Genomic DNA, 15,122 nt, shown 5'->3' with positions numbered 1-15,122 from the left:
GGCGGAAAGTGTGCATTCGCTGCAAGTGCGAGCCTGCCGTGCGTCGATGGCGACAGCTGACATTCACGCAGCCAAGGAACAGGTGTTTGTGCTGCGGTGCGCAAGGCGGCTTCGAGCCCATATTATCTGGTGCTGCGCTACTCACGAATGAGCATGAACCTCGTTACTGCTGCCATTGGCCATAGGTGCCGAAACAGCCCGCCTTTCCCGGTCTTCGCGATGCCATTAAGAAGAAGCAGACGCGACGTGATCTGTTCGTGGCGGAGATGGACGCGGTCGTGCCTTGGGGTCGTTTGCTGGCGTTAATCAAGCCGCATTATCCCAAGTCTGGGCCGAAGGGCGGGCGTCCGCCGATGCCGCTGGAAACGATGTTGCGGGTCTACTTCCTGCAAAACTGGTATGCTCTGAGTGATCCGATGGCCGAGGAGATGCTGTACGATAGCGAGGCGATGCTCGACTTTGGCCCTTATCATGGCGATGATGCGGTTGATCTTCGCATCAATAGGGTGAAGGTCACCGCCCTTCGGTGCCTTGCGCATCACACCCCAGAGTTTGCCCTGAGCCTTGAACGCCGCCTCGCGTTCGGCGCTGACATAGCCTTTGTCGGCCCAGACCGAAGTTTCCTCGCCGTGCAGAAGTTGATCCCAGACTTGGCTGTCATGAACTTTTGCCGTCCACGTATCGAGGCTGTGGGTCACCCCGCTGTCCACATCCACGCCGATGCGCGCTTTGGCCTTGTTCTTCGTCGAAGACGGCGCATCGATGATCGTCGCGTCCACCAAGGTTCCCGAGCGCAGGGTGATGCCCCTGTCGGCCAGGTGCGCATTCACATCCGCAAAGATCGCCTCGGTAATCCCGTGCCGCTCCGGCAGGTGCCGGAAGTTCAGGATCGTGGTCTCATCGGGAATGCGGTCGTCGCCCAGTTCGATACCCGCAAAGCGGCGCATCCCTTCCGGATCATCAAGCGCCAGTTTGGCCACGTGAAGACCCGTTACCGCGGCCTTGCCAAAAATCGTGCCCAGCTCTTCACGCTGTTCGCGCTTGGCAACCTGTTCCTCATGCGACGGAGGCTGATGGCATGAGGACGAGTCTGCCCGAAACCCACGAAAGAGCCGCTCGATCGGCACGGAAAGGAAGAAAACAGCCGCCGGGCACCCATACTCTGGTGGTCAAGAAGATCAGGCGGCCATCTCGGCGCAGCCGAAACCGTTGATCAGATGTTCCCTTAATAGACCGGGTGTAGGCACAGCACACTACGGCGGGTCGTCCTGTTACAAAAAGCGTTGCCGCCTGCGAAGGCGAAGAAGCATGAACTCGTGTCCGCCGTCGCGGGTTTCGAACAGCGTCCGGCCATTAGCTCGGTTCACTCTGCCACGATGATACGGGTTTTCCATCTCTCACATGCCGCGGCCAAATCCGACGGAAGGGGATGGTCGGTGACGACAGAGTCAATGTCTGCAAGCGACGCGATGCGGGCGGGTGCGCTGCGGCTCAACTTTGTATGATCCGCCACGAGGATGGTTTTGCGGGATTGGCGCAAAATCGACCGGCTGACGCTGACCTCTTGGATATCGAAGTCCAGCAGATCGCCGTCCCGATCAAGGGCTGAGCAACCTATGACCGCCATGTCAAACTTGAATTGCCGGATGGTTTCTGTCGCAAGGTTCCCAACCAGACCCCCATCTGCACGGCGCAGTTGCCCGCCGGTCACGATGATTTCACAATTGTTGTTTCCGGCAAGAATATTGGCCACGTTCATGTTGTTGGTCACCACCATCAGGTTCTCATGATGCAACAGTTCCTGGGCGACAGCCTCAGTCGAGGTTCCGATGTTAAGAAACAGGGAAATGCCGTTTGGAATTTCTTTTGCGCAGGCGCGTGCAATGGTGCGCTTTGCCTTCGATTTTAGGGACCGGCGCTCCTCATATCCGATGTTCGCCGTCCCCGAGGGCAGCACGGCCCCGCCATGCACCCGTTCGAGACGTCCCGTCTCGGCCAGATCGGTCAAGTCGCGCCGAATGGTCTGCAGCGTCACGTCGAAATGCTGGGCGAGCCCTTCGACCGTAACCTTTCCCTCTCTGCGGGCGATTTCGAGAATTTCGGGATGCCGGAAAGTTTGCGACATGATCGGCCTTTCACCAAGGTTCTCTAACGGGTGAGGCTGCACCGCGTCGGGAAAGGAGAATCACGAAAACCGAATGAAAAGGCAACCCAAAACCTTCCATTCGCAACAGAATACCGAGAAGCACACCGGAATTGCCCTAGGTAAGTTGTTGTTTTCTCGTGATTAGCGTCAAAACGAACCCAAACGAACAAAAAGCGTTGCAAAAACTTCGAGCCAATGTCACAACGTTGGTGCAAACGCGCTTGGAGGAGAATCGCGTGAGACAGTCGGCAGACACGGAAATCACAGACCTGTTCATCATTGGCGGCGGCATCAATGGTTGCGGCATCGCACGGGATGCGGCGGGCCGTGGGCTATCGGTAGCGCTGGCGGAAATGAATGACCTTGCCTCGGCGACATCGTCGGCATCTACCAAGCTGTTTCATGGCGGTTTGCGGTACCTTGAATATTTCGAATTCCGTCTGGTGCGCGAGGCGCTGATCGAGCGCGAGACGCTTTTGGAGGCGATGCCGCATATCAGCTGGCCGATGCGTTTTATTCTTCCTTATCATCAAGATATGCGCTTCGAGTCGGATACGCCAACCTCAAAGCTGCTCAGCCTGTTCATGCCGTGGATGAAGGGGCGCAGGCCCGCATGGCTGATCCGGCTGGGGCTGTTCATGTATGACCACCTCGGCGGGCGCAAGATCCTGCCGGGGACGGTAACACTCGATCTGCGAGGCGCGAAGGAGGGCGCGCCGCTGCAGGACCGCTTTGCCAAAGCGTATGAATATTCCGACTGCTGGATCGAGGATTCGCGGCTTGTGGTGCTTAATGCCCGCGATGCTGAGGCGCGTGGCGCGCATATCATGACCCAAACCCAAGTCCTAAGCGCGACCAGCGAAAACGGAATTTGGCGCATCGAAACGCGCAATACCGAAAATCACGATATGCAAACCTTTTATGCGCGGATGCTGGTGAACGCCGGCGGTCCGTGGGTAGGCGACATCATCCAGTCCAAGGTCCGGCTGAATTCGCGTGAAACTGTGAGGCTGGTGCGCGGCAGTCACATCGTGACCCGCAAGCTTTACGATCACGACAAATGTTACTTTTTCCAGGGCACTGACGGGCGGATCATCTTTGCCATCCCCTATGAGACCGATTTCACCCTGATAGGCACAACCGACGCTGAACATTACGACCCGTCGGTCAAACCGGTATGCACGCCCGAGGAGCAGGACTACCTGCTGGGCTTTGCCAACCAGTACTTCAAGCAGGAACTGACCCGCGACGATGTGGTCTGGACCTATTCAGGCGTGCGCCCGCTCTATGATGACGGGGCCAGCAGCGCGACGGCGGCGACCCGCGACTATACGCTGAAGGTGGATACCAGCGCGGGCGCACCGGTGCTCAACATCTTCGGTGGCAAGATCACCACCTATCGCCGCCTTGCAGAAAGCGCGATGGAGAAGATCAGCGGTCACCTGCATCTGACCAAGGGCAAATGGACTGCAGGGGTGCCTTTGCCCGGCGGCAACTTTCCAGTGAACGGGGTGGACCAATTGGTCGCCGATCTGCAATCCCGCTTTCCGTTTCTGGGCGATTTCTGGGCCCGGCGACTGGTCCGCGCCTATGGCACAGAAGCAGTCGACATTCTGGGGGATGCAAAGCAAGCCACTGATCTTGGGCAGGAATTCGGCGCCACGCTGACCGAGTCCGAGATCCGCTGGCTCATGACGCATGAATATGCGCGCACAGCAGAGGACGTGATCTGGCGGCGCAACAAGCTGGGGCTGCGGCTGACAAAAGAGCAATCCCAGGCGCTTGATGACTGGATGGCGCAGCGTCGCCATTCCAAACCCGCCATGGCGGAATAAGGAGGAGGACCTGATGACGCTGGAACTGAGAGGCGTATCAAAGACCGCCGAGGGGCAGACACACATGTACCCTACGGATCTAACGCTGGAAAAAGGCACGATGAATGTGCTGCTTGGGCCGACCTTGTCGGGCAAGACGTCGCTGATGCGGCTGATGGCGGGGCTCGACGTGCCCGCCACTGGCAAGGTCTTCTGGAACGGTGACGATGTTACCGGTCAGCGGGTTCAGGACCGCAAGGTCGCGATGGTCTATCAGCAGTTCATCAACTACCCGTCGATGAGTGTCTATGACAACATCGCCTCGCCGATGAAGCTGATGGGCGCGAACAAGGCCGAGATCGACGCCCGCGTCCGCGAAACCGCCGAGATGATGAAACTGACCCCGATGCTGAAGCGCAAGCCATTGGAATTGTCGGGCGGTCAGCAACAGCGATGTGCGCTGGCGCGTGCGCTGGTCAAGAATGCCGGGCTTGTGCTGCTCGACGAGCCGCTCGCAAACCTCGACTATAAGCTGCGCGAAGAGCTGCGGGTCGAGATCCCGAAAATCTTTGAGGCCTCGGGCTCGATCTTTGTCTATGCCACGACAGAGCCGGAGGAGGCGTTGCTGTTGGGGGGCAATGTCGCCACCCTGTCCGAAGGGCGCATCACCCAGTTCGGCCCGACGCCGTCGGTCTATCGCCAGCCGGTGGATGCCACGACGGCGCGGGTGTTCTCGGATCCGCCGATGAACTTCCTGCCGATCTCCAAGAGCGGCGACCGCATCATGTTCGGCGATGGTCAGAGCACCGGGGCAACCGGCAAGCTCGCCGAACTGGTCGATGGCCGCTACACCGCCGGGTTCCGCCCGAACCATCTTGAAATCAGTCAGCATTCGGCCGATGCGATGCAATTCGCCACGAAACTGTCGGTGACCGAGCTGACCGGGTCGGAGACCTTTGTTCACCTGGACCATTTCGGCGAACGCTGGGTCGGGCTGATCCATGGTGTGCATGAGCTGGACCTGGGTGCGCGGCTCGATGTCTGGCTGGACCCCCGCCATGTCTATGTTTTTGGAGAAGACGGCAAGCTGGTGGCGCCCGCCGCCTATGCGCTCGCGGCCTGAGGGAGGACACCATGGCCAAGATCACACTTGATAACCTCGCGCATTCCTACCTGCCCAATCCGGGCAGCGAAGATGACTTTGCGCTGAAGGAGCTGAACCACGACTGGGACGATGGCGCGGCCTATGCGCTGCTCGGCTCGTCGGGCTGTGGCAAGTCCACGCTGCTCAACATCATTTCGGGGCTTCTGCACCCGTCGCAGGGCCGCATCCTGTTCGATGGGCAGGACGTGACCCACGCCCCCACCGCCGAGCGCAACATCGCTCAGGTGTTCCAGTTCCCGGTCGTGTACGACACGATGACGGTCCACGACAATCTGGCGTTCCCGCTGCGCAACCGGGGCCGGGATGAGGCCTATGTCGCCGAACGCGTTCAGGAAATCGCCCGCATGATCGGCATGGAAGACATGCTGCGGAAAAAGGCACGCGGGCTCACCGCCGATGCCAAGCAAAAGATCAGCCTTGGCCGTGGCATGGTGCGCAAGGATGTGAACGCGCTCCTGTTTGACGAGCCACTAACCGTGATCGACCCGCATATGAAATGGGAGCTGCGCACACAGCTGAAAAAGCTGCATCACGATTTCGGCCACACCATGATCTACGTCACCCATGACCAGACCGAGGCGCTAACCTTCGCCGACAAGGTTGTCGTCATGTATGATGGCCGCGTCGTGCAGATCGGCACGCCCGAAGAGCTGTTCGAGCGCCCGGAGCATACATTCGTCGGCTATTTCATCGGCTCGCCCGGCATGAACGTAATCCCGGCGCGGATCGACGGCAACAAAGCCTATGTGAACGGATCCCACGTGGACCTCGCGCAGGGCTACGGTGCCCTCGATGGCAAGGTCGAGATCGGCATACGCCCGGAATTCGCAAAGTTGAGCCAGTCCGAAGGCCTGGCGGTCAAAGTGCGCCGCGTCGAGGACGTAGGCCGTCACAAGATCATCCGCGCCGAGTTCTTTGGTAGCGATATCAACATCATCGCAGGCGAAGACGACCATATCAGCGCCGATATGAACCGTGTCACCTTTGATGCAAATCACGTTAATGTCTACGTCAATGACTGGCGCGTGAGCGGGGAGGCCGCGTAATGGAAAAGACAGTCAATCAAAAGGCATGGTTTCTCGTCCTGCCTGTGCTTTTGCTGGTCGCCTTCTCAGCGGTGATCCCGCTGATGACCGTGGTCAACTATTCCGTTCAGGACACGTTCGGGAATAACCAGTTCTTCTGGACCGGTCTCGAATGGTTCGAAGAAATGCTGCGCTCGGAACGCATGTGGGACGCGCTTGGCCGTCAACTCATGTTCTCGGGCATCATTCTGGCGATCGAGATCCCGCTGGGCATCTTCGTGGCGCTGAACATGCCGAAATCCGGCTTCTGGTCGTCCTTCTGCCTCGTGCTGATGTCGCTGCCGCTGCTTATTCCATGGAACGTGGTTGGCACGATCTGGCAGATTTTTGGCCGGGTTGACATTGGCCTGCTAGGCTACACGCTGGACGCACTTGGCATCAACTACAACTACACGCAGGACATTCTGGCGGCATGGGTCACGATCATTGTCATGGATGTGTGGCACTGGACCTCGCTTGTCGCGCTGCTAGCCTTTGCCGGTCTGAAATCGATCCCTGACGCTTACTATCAGGCAGCCAAGATCGACCAGGCGTCGCGCTGGAAAGTGTTCCGCTTCATCGAACTGCCCAAGATGATGGGCGTCTTGATGATCGCGATCCTGCTGCGCTTCATGGACAGCTTCATGATCTATACCGAGCCGTTCGTCGTTACCGGCGGTGGCCCCGGCAACGCTACCACGCTTCTGTCGATCGACCTCGTCAAGATGGCGCTGGGACAGTTCGACCTCGGACCGGCTGCTGCCTTCTCGATCATGTACTTCCTCGTGATCCTTCTCATCTCCTGGGTGTTCTACACCGTGATGACCAACCTCGATAAGCGGGAGGGCTGACCCATGGCCGATATGACCGTAAAGCAATCCTCATCCCGCAGGCTGTCGCTGCCCAAGATCAACAGCCGCCTCGTGGTGATGACCCTCTATCTTATGTTCCTGCTCTTGCCGATCTACTGGCTGCTGAACATGAGCCTGAAGACCAACACCGAAATCCTGAACGAGTTCACGCTGTTCCCGCGCGACCTCACATTCGCCAACTACGCCACGATCCTCACCGATCCGGCCTGGTACATGGGCTATGTGAACTCGATCATCTACGTGACGGTGAACACGGTGATTTCCCTCTCGGTGGCGCTGCCGGCGGCCTATGCTTTCTCGCGCTATCACTTCTTGGGCGACAAGCACCTGTTCTTCTGGCTGCTGACCAACCGTATGGCACCACCCGCGGTCTTTGCGCTGCCCTTCTTCCAGCTCTACAGCTCGGTGGGTCTGTTCGATACGCATATCGCCGTGGCGCTGGCGCATACTCTATTCAACGTGCCGCTCGCGGTCTGGATTTTGGAAGGCTTCATGCGCGGTGTGCCCAAGGAGATTGACGAAACCGCCTATATCGACGGCTACAGCTTTGGGGCCTTCTTCGTGAAAATCTTCACGCCGCTGATTGCCAGCGGAATCGGGGTTGCCGCGTTCTTCTGCTTCATGTTCTCATGGGTGGAACTGCTGCTGAGCCGCACGCTGACCACCGTCGACGCCAAGCCGATTGCAGCGATCATGACCCGGACCCAAGGCGCATCGGGCATCGACTGGGGCGTGCTGGCGGCCGCCGGCATCCTGACCATCGTGCCCGGCGCGCTCGTGATCTACTTCGTCCGCAACTACATCGCCAAGGGCTTTGCCTTGGGTCGCGTGTAAGCCTGAAGAAAGGGAGGAATTACAATGGACTGGATGGCATGGACTTGGCCGACCGCGATCTTCTTCGCCGTCATCGCCTCGCTGCTGATCACCTTCACGGTGCTCGCGATCAGGTTCCCGGAAACGCCCCGGACGGGCATTCTGCGGATCGAAACCACGCGGGGCGACCGGCTCTTCATCAGCCTTCTGGGCTCGGCCTTTATCAATCTGGCTTGGCTTGGGATCGTTGGGGCGCATCAACCTTACGCCCTCATCGTCTGCCTGATCTACGCCGCAGCGGTCTTCCGCTGGGTGTAGCCACAGGCCCCCGTGGCCGGGACAGGAGGAGACCCGGTCACGTCTCGAACTTCCTCATTCATCGGTTCAAAATGGGAGTACAAAACCAATGAAGCTCAGTCTCAAATCCACCACAGCGGCGCTGCTGGTCCTTGCGGGCCCTGCATTCGCCGACATGGACGCGGCCAAAGCGTTTCTTGATGCGGAAGTCGGCGATCTGTCGTCGCTTTCCCGCGCCGAGCAGGAAGCGGAAATGCAGTTCTTTGTCGACGCGGCCAAGCCGTTCGCAGGCATGGAAATCAAGGTCGTATCCGAGACCATCACCACGCATGAGTACGAATCTCAAGTGCTGGCCCCGGCCTTTACCGCGATCACCGGTATCAAGGTCACCCATGACCTGATTGGCGAAGGCGATGTGGTCGAAAAGCTGCAAACGCAGATGCAGTCCGGCGAGAACATCTATGACGGCTACATCAACGACTCGGATCTGATCGGCACCCACTGGCGCTATCAGCAGGTGCGCAACCTGACCGACTGGATCGCCGGAGAGGGCGCGGACGTCACCCTGCCGACGCTGGACCTGAGCGATTTTATCGGCCTCAGCTTCACCACCGGCCCCGATGGCAAGGTCTACCAGCTGCCGACCCAGCAGTTCGCGAACCTCTACTGGTTCCGCTACGACTGGTTCAACGACGAGCAGAACAAGGCGGACTTCAAGGCCAAATACGGCTATGATCTGGGCGTTCCGGTCAACTGGTCTGCTTATGAGGATATTGCCGAATTCTTCACCGGCCGCGATCTGTCGCGCCTGGGTGTTGAAGGCGAAGTCTTTGGCAACATGGACTACGGCAAGAAAGACCCCTCGCTCGGCTGGCGCTACACCGATGCGTGGATGTCCATGGCAGGTATGGGAGACGTAGGTGAGCCCAACGGTCTGCCTGTAGACGAATGGGGCATTCGTGTGAACGAGAACTCGCAGCCGGTTGGCTCCTGCGTGGCCCGTGGCGGCGCAACCAACTCACCTGCGGCGGTCTATGCTGTGGAAAAAGCCATTGAATGGCTGGAGAAATACACACCCCCGGCAGCGGCGGGCATGACTTTCTCCGAGGCAGGCCCGATCCCGGCGCAAGGCAATATCGCCCAGCAGATGTTCTGGTACACCGCCTTTACCGCCGACACCGTGAAGCCCGGCCTGCCGGTGATGAACGAGGACGGCACGCCGAAATGGCGCATGGCACCCAGCCCGCATGGCGTCTACTGGAAAGAAGGCCAGAAGGTCGGCTATCAGGACGCAGGTTCCTGGACGCTGATGAAATCCACCCCGGTGGATCGCGCGCAAGCCGCGTGGCTCTATGCCCAGTTCGTCACCTCCAAGACCGTGGACGTGAAGAAATCCCATGTGGGTCTGACCTTCATCCGCGAATCCACCGTGCAGCATGACAGCTTCACCGAACGTGCCGACAAACTGGGTGGTCTGGTCGAGTTCTACCGCTCACCCGCCCGTGTCGCATGGTCGCCCACCGGCACCAACGTTCCGGATTATCCGAAGCTGGCCCAGCTGTGGTGGCAGAACATCGGTGACGCCATGTCTGGCGCCAAGACCGCACAGGAAGCGCTGGACAGCCTCTGCGCCGATCAGGAACGCGTTCTTGAGCGTTTGGAGCGTGCCGGTATCCAAGGCGACATCGGTCCCAAGCTGAACGAAGAGCGTGATGCGGAGTACTGGTTTGCCCAGCCCGGCGCGCCCTACGCCAAGCTTGAGAACGAGGACGAAGAGCCCCAGACCGTCAGCTACGACGAGCTGATCGCGTCCTGGAAGTAAGCATTCCTCCCCGGTCGGGGCCCTACGGGGCCTCGGCCAATTCAATCCCCTAATAAACATGCGCAGCGCTTCGGTGTACCTTTACATCGTTTTGAGGAGAGGCGGTCGTGACCCATATTCTCGCCATTGATCAAGGCACCACATCGACACGGGCAATTGTGTTTGACGGCGCGATGAAAGCCGTCGCCTCGGCGCAGGAAGAATTCCCCCAGCATTTCCCCGACAGCGGCTGGGTGGAGCATGATCCGGCGGATCTCTGGGCAACCACGGCGGCCACCTGCCGCGCGGCGATCGAGAAATCCGGCGGCGCAGAGATTGCCGCCATCGGCATCACTAACCAGCGCGAAACCACGCTGGTCTGGGACCGCAAGACCGGCAAACCCATCCACAACGCCATTGTCTGGCAGGACCGGCGCACCTCAGCCATGTGTCAGACGCTCAAGGCGGACGGGTTCGAAGAGGTGGTGACCGACCGCACGGGGCTTTTGCTGGACCCGTATTTCAGCGGCACGAAACTGGCCTGGATACTGGACAATGTGGACGGTGCCCGCGCCCGGGCCGAGGCCGGGGAACTGGTCTTTGGCACGGTCGATACTTGGCTGGTGTGGAACCTTACGGGCAGCGCGGCGCATGTGACCGATGCCACCAACGCCGCGCGCACCATGCTCTATGACATTCGCAAGGGGCGCTGGTCCCAGACCATCTGCGATCGGCTGAACATCCCCATGTCCATGCTGCCCGAGGTCCGCGACTGCGCCGCCGATTTCGGCGAGACACGCGCCGATCTCTTTGGCCGCCCGATCCCGATCCTGGGCATCGCGGGCGATCAGCAGGCCGCCACCGTGGGGCAGGCCTGTTTCGAACCGGGCATGCTGAAATCCACCTATGGCACGGGCTGTTTTGCGCTGATCAACACCGGCGATACGCCGGTGCGCTCGCAAAACCGGCTGCTCACAACCATCGCCTATCAGCTGGACGGCAAGCCGACCTATGCGCTGGAAGGCTCGATCTTTATCGCCGGTGCCGTGGTGCAATGGCTCCGCGACGGGGTCAAGATCATCCGCGACGCGAAAGAGACGCAACCGCTGGCCGAAGCAGCCGATCCGGCGCAGAACGTGGTGCTGGTGCCGGCATTTACCGGGCTGGGCGCGCCCTATTGGAACGCCGATTGCCGCGGCGCGGTGTTTGGCCTGACCCGCAGTTCGGGCCCTGAGGAACTGGCCCGAGCGGCGCTGGAAAGCGTGGGCTACCAGACCCGGGATCTGCTGGCCGCGATGCAGGCCGATATGGGCGGCACAGGGGACGCAGTCCTGCGGGTAGACGGCGGCATGAGCGCGTCGGATTACACGATGCAGTTCCTCTCGGATATCATCGACGCCCGCGTGGACCGGCCCAAAGTGCTGGAGACCACGGCGCTTGGGGCGGCCTGGCTGGCGGGCAGCCGCGCGGGGCTATACCCCGACATGGACGGCTTTGCCGCGACATGGGCGCTGGAACGGAGTTTCAAGCCGTCGATGGCGGATGAGGACCGCAACCGGAAATATGCGGCATGGCAACGGGCCGTGACCGCGACGATGAGTTTCTGACCATGTCCGAACCGATAACCCTGCGCCGCTTCCTGACCCGCTACGCTGAGCCGGGCGGGCTTGATCCCAACCTCATTTTCCTGATCGAGGATATCGCCTCGGCCTGCCGGGTGATCGGCAATCGCCTGCGCAACGCGGCTTTCGAGGACAATCACGGCCTCGCCGGGGACACCAATGTTCAGGGCGAAGACCAGAAGAAACTCGACGTGATCGCCGATGAGGTCTTTGCCCGAATTTGCGAAAATTCGCCCCGTCTTGCCGCGCTGGTCAGCGAAGAGCGCGAAGATGCGGTCTGGATCAAGGACCCTGAAGCTGACGATTACCTGTTGTTTTATGATCCTCTTGATGGCTCGTCGAATATCGACGTCAACCTGTCGGTCGGCTCAATTTTTTCGATCTGCACCGTCGGGACGGACGGTGATCGCGACGTGCTCAAGGTGGGGCGCGCGCAGATTTGTTCCGGATATGCGATCTACGGCCCGACTATGATGCTGGTCCTGACCGTGGGCAGCGGCGTCCATGGGTTTTCCTGTGAATACGGCACCGGGGATTTCCGGCTGACCCATCCGAGAATGACAATTCCGGCAGAGACATCCGAATTTGCCATCAATGCCTCGCGCTATCGTTTGTGGGAGCCGCCGGTGCGGCAATACGTGGACGAATGCCTGGCTGGCAGCACAGGTCTGCGCGGGCGCGATTTCAACATGCGCTGGACCGCCTCCATGGTGGCGGAAGTACACCGCATCCTGATGCGCGGCGGCATTTTCCTCTATCCCGCTGACGACGGCAATCGCTCCGCCGGGGGCAAGCTGCGCCTGCTATACGAGGCAAGCCCCATGTCGCTTCTGGTGGAACAGGCGGGCGGCGCAGCCACGAATGGCCAGACTCGCATTCTCGATATCCAGCCATCCGGCCACCACCAGCGCGTGCCCGTCATTCTTGGGTCAGCCGACGAGGTGAAGCGGTTGACCGACTATCATATTGCGGACCACACCCCCGCTGCTTCCTGATGAAAGGATAGGATATGGCTCTCGTTTCTCTGCGTCAGCTGCTCGATCACGCGGCTGAGCATGACTATGCGCTGCCCGCATTCAACGTGAACAACATGGAGCAGATGCTCGCCATCATGGCTGCGGCGGATGCCACCCAAAGCCCGGTCATCATGCAGGCCAGCCGTGGCGCGCGCGCCTTTGCCAATGACATCGTGCTGTCACACCTGATCCGCGCTGCGATTGAGCTTTACCCGCATATCCCGGTCTGCATGCATCAGGACCACGGCAACGCGCCCGCGACCTGCCTTTCTGCCATCACCAATGGGTTTTCCTCGGTCATGATGGACGGCTCTCTCAAAGCCGATGGCAAGACACCCACCACGTTCGACGAAAACGTCGCCGTGACCGCCAAGGTGGTAGAGATGGCGCATCTGGTGGGCGTGTCGGTCGAGGGTGAGATCGGGCATCTGGGATCGCTGGAAACCTTGCGGGGCGAAGCCGAGGACGGGCACGGGTTTGAAGGGGCGTTGTCACGCGAGCAATTGCTGACCGACCCGGAAGAAGCGGCCGAGTTCGTGCGGCTGACCGGCGTCGATGCGCTGGCCGTGGCAATCGGGACCTCTCATGGAGCCTATAAGTTCACCCGCAAACCGGATGGCGAGATCCTTGCAATAGATCGCCTGCGCGAAATCAATACCCGCTTGCCGGACACGCATCTGGTGATGCATGGCTCGTCTTCGGTGCCACAGGATTTGCAGGATATCATCAACGCACACGGCGGCGAGATCGCGCCGACATGGGGCGTGCCGGTCGAGGAAATCCAGCACGGCATCCGCTATGGCGTGCGCAAGGTCAATGTAGATACCGACCTGCGGCTGGCGCTGACCGGTGCGATCCGCACGGTCTTTGCCAAACAGCCGGGCGAATTCGATCCGCGCAAATACCTCGCCCCCGGGATCGAGGCCATGACCGCCGTCTGTCGCAACCGGTTCGAGCAATTTGGCAGCGCAGGCCATGCGCCTCGGATCAAGCCCATCGCATTGTCTGAAATGGCCGCAGGCTATGCTCGCGACGCATCCGAGTCGATGGCCGCCGCATGACAAGCTTTTCACTGACCGCTCCGAAGCGCACGATTTTTGGCCGTGACAGCCGCGCCAGCGCCGCGGCAGAGATTGCGGCGCTGGGCACGCGTGTATTGCTGGTCCGGGGACAATCCGTGGCTTGGGTGGACACATTCGTAGACGCGCTGACCCGGTCCGGCTGTCGTCTGGAAACCGTGATTTCATCCGGTGAGCCGGATTTAAACGCTGTCCGCAAAGCCGTCAGCGTGTCCCGAGACCACAGAGCGGATTGCGTCGTGGCCGTCGGGGGCGGTGCTGCAATTGATCTGGGCAAAGCTGTTGCCGGGTTGTGTCGCAGCGAGGGGGATGTCGCGGAGTATCTCGAAATTGGCGTCACGCCCGCCCGGCAGTTGAACGATCCACTGCCCTTCATCGCGATTCCCACGACTGCGGGAACCGGGGCTGAAGCGACACGCAATGCTGTCATCGGCGTCCCTGAACGCCAAGCCAAGATCAGTCTGCGCGACCCGCGCCTGGTGCCAGACCTTGCTCTTGTGGATCCCGCCCTGACTGATGGTTCACCCAAGCGGCTGACGCTGGCCAGCGGGCTCGACGCGATAACCCAGCTTATCGAAAGCTATGTGTGCAACCGAGCAAACCCAGTCACCGATGCGTTGTGCAGAAGCAGTATCCCCAAGGCGACTGCCGCTTTGCGCCGCCTTATGGAGGGCGAAAACATCCAGGCCCGGGATGAGATGGCCCGGGCCAGCTATCTGAGCGGCATTGCTCTTGGGAACTCCGGGTTGGGCATTGTGCACGGTCTTGCGTCTGTCATTGGCGGACGAGGGGCCGCCCATGGCGCGATTTGTGGCAGACTACTCGCATCGGCGCTTTTCGTAAACCAAGATGTCCTGAACCGCCAAGAGGGCGACTGTATACGGTTTCGCGAAGTGGACGAATGGCTTGCCGCTGGTCTTGGTGTTATTGGTGAGAACGGTAACCTTGCCTTGCGTCGTTTCGTGAATACAAACGGACTACCTAGCCTGCAGGACTTGGGCGTCCAAGCAATCGAATTTGAATCAATTGCCATTTTGGGAATGGGCGCCTCGTCGACCAAAGCTAATCCCGCGCAGCTGGACAAAACTGACGTGTCCCGCGTGCTGCAACTTACGTGACTTGACTATTGTTGGTTCCAGCCGTGTCGATGAGCAGGACGTTCCGCCTAGAATTCGCTGATTTGTCGTCGTCTACTTTTGCTTTCACGCAGTTTTGTGCTGTATTGCAGCTAACCTCCGCTTTGCCGCCGACCCGCTGGATTGCAATGTCGTATTAGCTCAGGCGGCGGATGTTGATAATTCGCGCAGCGAATTGGCGCAAAGTCCGCACAGCTGTCACTCGCTCTCTCAAAATGCTGCACAATGCACGAATGGCCGCTTTGGGGACGCTGCGTTGCAGCATCGTAGCTGACTGCGGAGGTCGGCTCTGGGCCG

The 15,122-nt window shown here is 60.0% G+C and carries 12 protein-coding genes and 3 pseudogenes; 13 read left to right on the top strand and 2 right to left on the bottom strand.

Annotated elements, in window-relative coordinates:
• Positions 1-185: 185 nt before the first annotated feature.
• Positions 186-488 (top strand): annotated as a pseudogene (locus ACEN2J_RS19215) (transposase); the annotation flags it as partial.
• Here ACEN2J_RS19215 and ACEN2J_RS19210 read toward each other — a convergent pair.
• Positions 462-947, bottom strand: a pseudogene (locus tag ACEN2J_RS19210) (transposase); the annotation flags it as partial. The pseudogenes ACEN2J_RS19215 and ACEN2J_RS19210 overlap by 27 nt on opposite strands.
• On the opposite strand from ACEN2J_RS19210, the pseudogene ACEN2J_RS19205 reads away from it, so the two are divergent.
• Positions 936-1,082, top strand: a pseudogene (locus tag ACEN2J_RS19205) (IS5 family transposase); the annotation flags it as partial. The pseudogenes ACEN2J_RS19210 and ACEN2J_RS19205 overlap by 12 nt on opposite strands.
• A 281-nt stretch (positions 1,083-1,363) precedes the next feature.
• Here ACEN2J_RS19205 and ACEN2J_RS19200 read toward each other — a convergent pair.
• Positions 1,364-2,125 carry a DeoR/GlpR family DNA-binding transcription regulator gene (locus ACEN2J_RS19200; RefSeq protein ID WP_442108154.1) on the bottom strand — a complete coding sequence of 254 codons (762 nt, stop codon included), beginning with the start codon at positions 2,123-2,125 and terminating at the stop codon, positions 1,364-1,366.
• Positions 2,126-2,382: 257 nt separating this feature from the next.
• On the opposite strand from ACEN2J_RS19200, the gene glpD reads away from it, so the two are divergent.
• The 11 genes from glpD to ACEN2J_RS19145 all read left to right on the top strand — a co-directional run bounded on the left by glpD (position 2,383) and on the right by ACEN2J_RS19145 (position 14,807).
• Positions 2,383-3,981: a glycerol-3-phosphate dehydrogenase gene (gene glpD, locus ACEN2J_RS19195; RefSeq protein WP_442108152.1), complete on the top strand. Its 1,599-nt coding sequence runs from the start codon at positions 2,383-2,385 to the stop codon at positions 3,979-3,981.
• A 13-nt stretch (positions 3,982-3,994) separates the two neighbouring features.
• Positions 3,995-5,083, top strand: coding sequence for an ABC transporter ATP-binding protein (locus tag ACEN2J_RS19190; protein WP_442108150.1), 1,089 nt, complete (start codon positions 3,995-3,997; stop codon positions 5,081-5,083).
• Positions 5,084-5,094: 11 nt separating this feature from the next.
• Positions 5,095-6,171, top strand: coding sequence for an ABC transporter ATP-binding protein (locus ACEN2J_RS19185; RefSeq protein ID WP_442108148.1), 1,077 nt, complete (start codon positions 5,095-5,097; stop codon positions 6,169-6,171).
• Positions 6,171-7,040, top strand: coding sequence for a carbohydrate ABC transporter permease (locus ACEN2J_RS19180; RefSeq protein WP_442108146.1), 870 nt, complete (start codon positions 6,171-6,173; stop codon positions 7,038-7,040). Before ACEN2J_RS19185 ends, ACEN2J_RS19180 begins: the two co-directional genes overlap by 1 nt.
• Positions 7,041-7,052: 12 nt before the next feature.
• On the top strand, positions 7,053-7,895 hold the full coding sequence (locus ACEN2J_RS19175) for a carbohydrate ABC transporter permease (RefSeq protein ID WP_442108156.1): 843 nt from the start codon (positions 7,053-7,055) through the stop codon (positions 7,893-7,895).
• Between the two features lie 24 nt (positions 7,896-7,919).
• On the top strand, positions 7,920-8,192 hold the full coding sequence (locus ACEN2J_RS19170) for a DUF2160 domain-containing protein (protein ID WP_442108144.1): 273 nt from the start codon (positions 7,920-7,922) through the stop codon (positions 8,190-8,192).
• 88 nt (positions 8,193-8,280) lie between these two features.
• Positions 8,281-9,993 carry an ABC transporter substrate-binding protein gene (locus tag ACEN2J_RS19165; RefSeq protein WP_442108142.1) on the top strand — a complete coding sequence of 571 codons (1,713 nt, stop codon included), beginning with the start codon at positions 8,281-8,283 and terminating at the stop codon, positions 9,991-9,993.
• Between the two features lie 107 nt (positions 9,994-10,100).
• The gene (gene glpK, locus ACEN2J_RS19160; RefSeq protein WP_442108140.1) at positions 10,101-11,579 is read left to right on the top strand and encodes a glycerol kinase GlpK; all 1,479 of its coding nucleotides are present in this window, start codon (positions 10,101-10,103) and stop codon (positions 11,577-11,579) included.
• Positions 11,543-12,589, top strand: a complete 1,047-nt coding sequence (locus ACEN2J_RS19155; RefSeq protein WP_442108138.1) for a class 1 fructose-bisphosphatase — start codon at positions 11,543-11,545, stop codon at positions 12,587-12,589. The genes glpK and ACEN2J_RS19155 overlap by 37 nt, the downstream gene beginning before the upstream one ends.
• Positions 12,590-12,603: 14 nt before the next feature.
• The gene (gene fba / locus ACEN2J_RS19150) at positions 12,604-13,671 is read left to right on the top strand and encodes a class II fructose-bisphosphate aldolase (RefSeq protein ID WP_442108136.1); all 1,068 of its coding nucleotides are present in this window, start codon (positions 12,604-12,606) and stop codon (positions 13,669-13,671) included.
• Positions 13,668-14,807 carry an iron-containing alcohol dehydrogenase gene (locus ACEN2J_RS19145; protein WP_442108134.1) on the top strand — a complete coding sequence of 380 codons (1,140 nt, stop codon included), beginning with the start codon at positions 13,668-13,670 and terminating at the stop codon, positions 14,805-14,807. The genes fba and ACEN2J_RS19145 overlap by 4 nt, the downstream gene beginning before the upstream one ends.
• The last annotated feature ends 315 nt before the right edge of the window (positions 14,808-15,122 follow it).

Source organism: Pseudorhodobacter sp. W20_MBD10_FR17, assembly GCF_052119765.1.
In the GTDB taxonomy this organism is placed as follows: domain Bacteria; phylum Pseudomonadota; class Alphaproteobacteria; order Rhodobacterales; family Rhodobacteraceae; genus Pseudorhodobacter.
This window is presented reverse-complemented; position numbering and strand designations above follow the sequence as displayed.